The organism is Arthrobacter sp., from assembly GCF_031179985.1.
GTDB lineage: Bacteria > Actinomycetota > Actinomycetes > Actinomycetales > Micrococcaceae > Arthrobacter.
Window position 1 is genome coordinate 1 of record NZ_JAPSHJ010000104.1, and the last position, 3,965, is coordinate 3,965.

General features: G+C 62.4%; 3 protein-coding genes. All 3 read left to right on the plus strand.

Translation table 11 applies throughout. From position 1 onward, the window contains the following. Positions 1-251: 251 nt before the first annotated feature. A complete protein-coding gene (gene pdhA / locus RIN13_RS20300; protein ID WP_309109118.1) occupies positions 252-1,496 on the plus strand; it encodes a pyruvate dehydrogenase (acetyl-transferring) E1 component subunit alpha in 1,245 nt (414 codons plus the stop codon). Then, positions 1,493-2,605 carry an alpha-ketoacid dehydrogenase subunit beta gene (locus RIN13_RS20305; protein WP_309109119.1) on the plus strand — a complete coding sequence of 371 codons (1,113 nt, stop codon included), beginning with the start codon at positions 1,493-1,495 and terminating at the stop codon, positions 2,603-2,605. The genes pdhA and RIN13_RS20305 overlap by 4 nt, the downstream gene beginning before the upstream one ends. A 4-nt stretch (positions 2,606-2,609) precedes the next feature. Then, on the plus strand, positions 2,610-3,965 hold a 1,356-nt coding region (locus RIN13_RS20310; RefSeq protein WP_309109120.1), incomplete at its 3' end, for a dihydrolipoamide acetyltransferase family protein.

Genomic DNA, 3,965 nt, shown 5'->3' on the forward strand with positions numbered 1-3,965 from the left:
GACATCCGGCCATCGCGGGTCAGCTCGGCAATGATGTTCCGGTCCACGTCGTCCAGGCGGACTTCGCCCCGGTCAATGCCACTCTCGGCCATTCGTCTACAACTCCTGTCCGTAATCCAGCTCACACTTGCTTTTTGTCTTTCAGAGTAGGCTACGCAGCCTCGGTTTTCCACGATTCACAGTGAGGGTGGATACGAAACAGCCTCCGGGACGATACTGGGAATGAATAGTGGCTATAGAAGGACTGACCAATGACGATCTCCGCAGACCACGCCGCCGTGCAGCCGGCCGGACCCGGGAGCCAGCCCGGACAAACCGGCGAGGACGCCGTTACCGAGGCCGTACGCAAGTTCGGCATCACGGTAGAGGACTACATGTTGCCTGCCCGGCACCCCATTCAGATGGTGGACCAGGACGGTGCCTTGATACACCACACCGAGCAGGGCACCCAGCCTGGCCACGAGTATCCGCTGCCAGGCGACGCAGAGCTACTCGCCGCCTACGAGCAGCTGGTGGTCGGCCGCAGGGTCAATGATCAGAACTCGGCCCTGGTCCGCCAGGGACGGATGGCTGTTTATCCCTCCAGTCATGGTCAGGAAGCCTGCCAGGTGGCAGCCGCACTTTGCCTTTCAGAGGGCGACTGGATCTTTCCCACCTACCGCGATTCCGTTGCTGTGATGGCCAGGGGAGTCGACCCCGTCCAGACCATGACCATCTTCCGGGGTGACTGGCACAGCGGCTACAACCCCGCCGAGCACAAGGTGGGCCCCCAGTGCACACCGCTGACCACGCAGCTGCTGCACGCCGTCGGGGTAGCCCACGCCGCCAAACTCCGTGGCGAAGACACAGTTGTCCTGGCAATGTGCGGTGACGGCGCCACGAGTGAAGGTGACTTCCACGAGGCCCTGAACTTCGCGGCCGTGTTCCACCTTCCCGTGGTGTTCTTCGTCCAGAACAACCAGTACGCAATTTCGGTGCCCCTGGCCCACCAGTCGGTGGCTCCTTCTCTCGCTCACAAGGCTGTGGGCTATGGAATGGCAGGTGAGCGTGTGGACGGCAACGACGTCGTCGCGCTTCTCGCGGTGCTGGACAGGGCAGTGAGCCTTGCCCGCGGCGGCTCCGGCCCCCTTTTGGTCGAGGCCCACACTTACCGAATGCAGGCCCATACAAACGCCGATGACGCCACGCGCTACCGCCAGGACAGCGAGGTGGCCCAATGGGCTGCCCGGGACCCGCTGAAACGGATGCAGGTTTACCTCACCGAACGCGGGCTGTTGGATGAAACTGCAGAGGCCCGGATCACGGCGAAAGCTGAGACGGTGGCTGCCCAGCTCCGCGAAGGACTGGGCCAAGACATGCCGGTGGATCCGCAGGAACTCTTCCGCCACGTCTTTGCAAAGCCCACACCTCAGCTAAGGGAACAGTCGTCAATGCTTGCTGACGAACTTGTCCGTGAAGCCGCAGCCGATGCCAGCACAGAAGAGGCAGAACGATGAGCCCATCAGTCACCACCTCGTCAGAGGTTAATGGCAACGTCAGCGCTGCCACCGCACGGGCAGCCGCGAAGGCAGCAGCGTCCACGGAGGAGTCCGGCCCGCAGGCCATCACCATGGCCAAGGCGCTTAATACGGCGATGGCCGATGCAATGCACGCTGACTCTTCCGTCCTTGTCTTCGGTGAAGACGTCGGAATGCTGGGCGGCGTCTTCCGCATTACCGACGGACTCACCAAAACGTTCGGTGAACAGCGCTGCTTCGACACTCCTCTGGCGGAATCGGGCATCGTTGGCATGGCTGTTGGCATGGCCATCAATGGCATGCGTCCGGTGATCGAAATGCAGTTCGACGCCTTCGCGTACCCGGCCTTCGAACAGATCGTCAGCCACGTCGCCAAGATGCACAACCGCACCAAGGGAGCCGTCAAGCTGCCGATCGTTATCCGCGTCCCATATGCGGGTGGCATCGGGGGAGTGGAGCACCACTGCGATTCCTCTGAGTCCTACTATGCGCATACTGCAGGTCTGAAGGTCTTCACCCCGGCCACGGTTGCAGACGGTTACCGGATGCTGCGGGAAGCCATCGACTCAGATGATCCGGTGATGTTCATGGAACCAAAGAAGCTGTACTGGTCCAAGGACATGGTTGACCTGGACGCCCTCCGCGCAGAACACAAGGCGAACCTCGACGGCGGGACTTCTTCCGAAGGCCGTGCCGCCGTCGCCCGTCCCGGCACGGACGCAACGCTCATCGCTTACGGCCCCACAGTTCCCACCGCTCTCGCCGCCGCCGCCGCAGCCGCCGAGGAAGGGCGCTCGCTGGAAGTCATCGACGTCCGCTCGATTGTGCCTTTCGACGACGAGACGGTCAGCGCTTCTGTCCGCAAGACCGGCCGCGCCGTCGTGATCGCCGAGGCACATGGCTTCGCTTCGGTGTCGTCGGAGATAGTGGCCAGAGTGCAGGAGCGCTGTTTCCACTACCTTGCGGCACCCATCCGGCGGGTGACCGGATTCGATATCCCCTACCCTGCTCCCAAGCTGGAGCATTACTACTTGCCGGGTGTGGACCGCATCCTTGACGCCGTTGACGACCTCCAGTGGGAAGACTGATCCTATGAGCGAAACCAAAGTATTCCTCCTTCCAGACCTCGGTGAAGGCCTCACTGAGGCTGAACTTGTGAACTGGTTGGTGGCTGTAGGCGACGAAATCCAGGTGGACCAGCCGATAGCTGAGGTGGAAACCGCCAAGTCGATGGTGGAGGTGCCGTCGCCCTACGCGGGGACGGTCGCGGAACTGCATGGAGAGCCGGGCCAAACCCTGGATGTAGGTAAGCCCCTGATCTCTGTCAGCACAGGCCCAGGCCTTGAACCACCCCAGACTCCGGTTCAGGAGGCGGCTGAAACCTACCGGGAAGAGGAGAAGGCCGGCTCCGGCAACGTCCTCATCGGATACGGAACGCCGGGCGGGGTGGGTACGGCACGACGCACCCGGGCACGAAAGGGCTCAGCTTCGCTCTCCTTGGTGGAGCCGGCAGAATCGTCGCAGCCATCGCCTGATCCTGATGACCTCGCGCTTCTTCGGACTCGGGTCCCGGGAAAACTTGGAGCAGTCATCTCGCCGCTGGTCCGCCGCATGGCTCGGGAGCACGGCGTTGACCTGGGCGAACTGAACGGCTCGGGGGAGAGCGGCCTCATCATGCGCCGGGACGTGGAGGCTGCCATTTCACCAAGGCCGGAGCAGGGGTCCCCTCAGGCTGAAGAGCCTTTTGCGGCCGACGCTGCTCCCAGCGTTGCGCGCCCCTCGGAGAGCCAGCTGCAGACAGATCCCCGCAGTGGTCTCGGTATCATCAGCCGCACACCGATCCGCGGAGTCCGGAAAGCGACGGCTGCCAACATGGCCAGAAGCCGCTCGGAGATCCCCGAGGCGACAGTCTGGGTAGATGTGGACGCCACGGCATTGGTAGAGATGAGGGCCTCCTTGAAGAAGGCTGATCCTCACAACACTCCAGGTCTTCTCGCTTTCATTGCCCGATTTGTCACAGCCGGGCTAAAGAAATACCCGGAATTGAACTCGCGCCTCGTATCGGCCGAGGACGTCCAAGGCGGTCAGGCGCAGGAAATTGTGGCCTTTGACGGCGTCAACCTCGGGTTCGCAGCCCAGACGGAACGCGGGCTGATGGTGCCATCTGTCCGCAACGCGGACAAGCTGAGTGCGCGGGAACTGGATGAGGAGATCCGCAGACTCACGGCCGTCGTTCGTGAAGGCAAGGCGAGCCCGTCTGAACTGGGAAGCGGCACTTTCACGCTGAACAATTACGGAGTATTCGGTGTGGATGGCTCAGCTGCGATTATTAATCATCCGGAAGTGGCAATCCTCGGCGTGGGGCGGATCGTCGACAAGCCCTGGGTACTGAACGGGCAGTTGGCGGTCCGCAAAGTCACCGAGCTGACACTGACTTTCGACCACCGC

Excerpts from the sequence above, each read along its gene's own strand:
- pdhA (WP_309109118.1), top strand. The coding sequence starts at position 252 with ATGACGATCTCCGCAGACCACGCCGCCGTGCAGCCGGCCGGACCCGGG.
- RIN13_RS20305 (WP_309109119.1), top strand. The coding sequence starts at position 1,493 with ATGAGCCCATCAGTCACCACCTCGTCAGAGGTTAATGGCAACGTCAGC.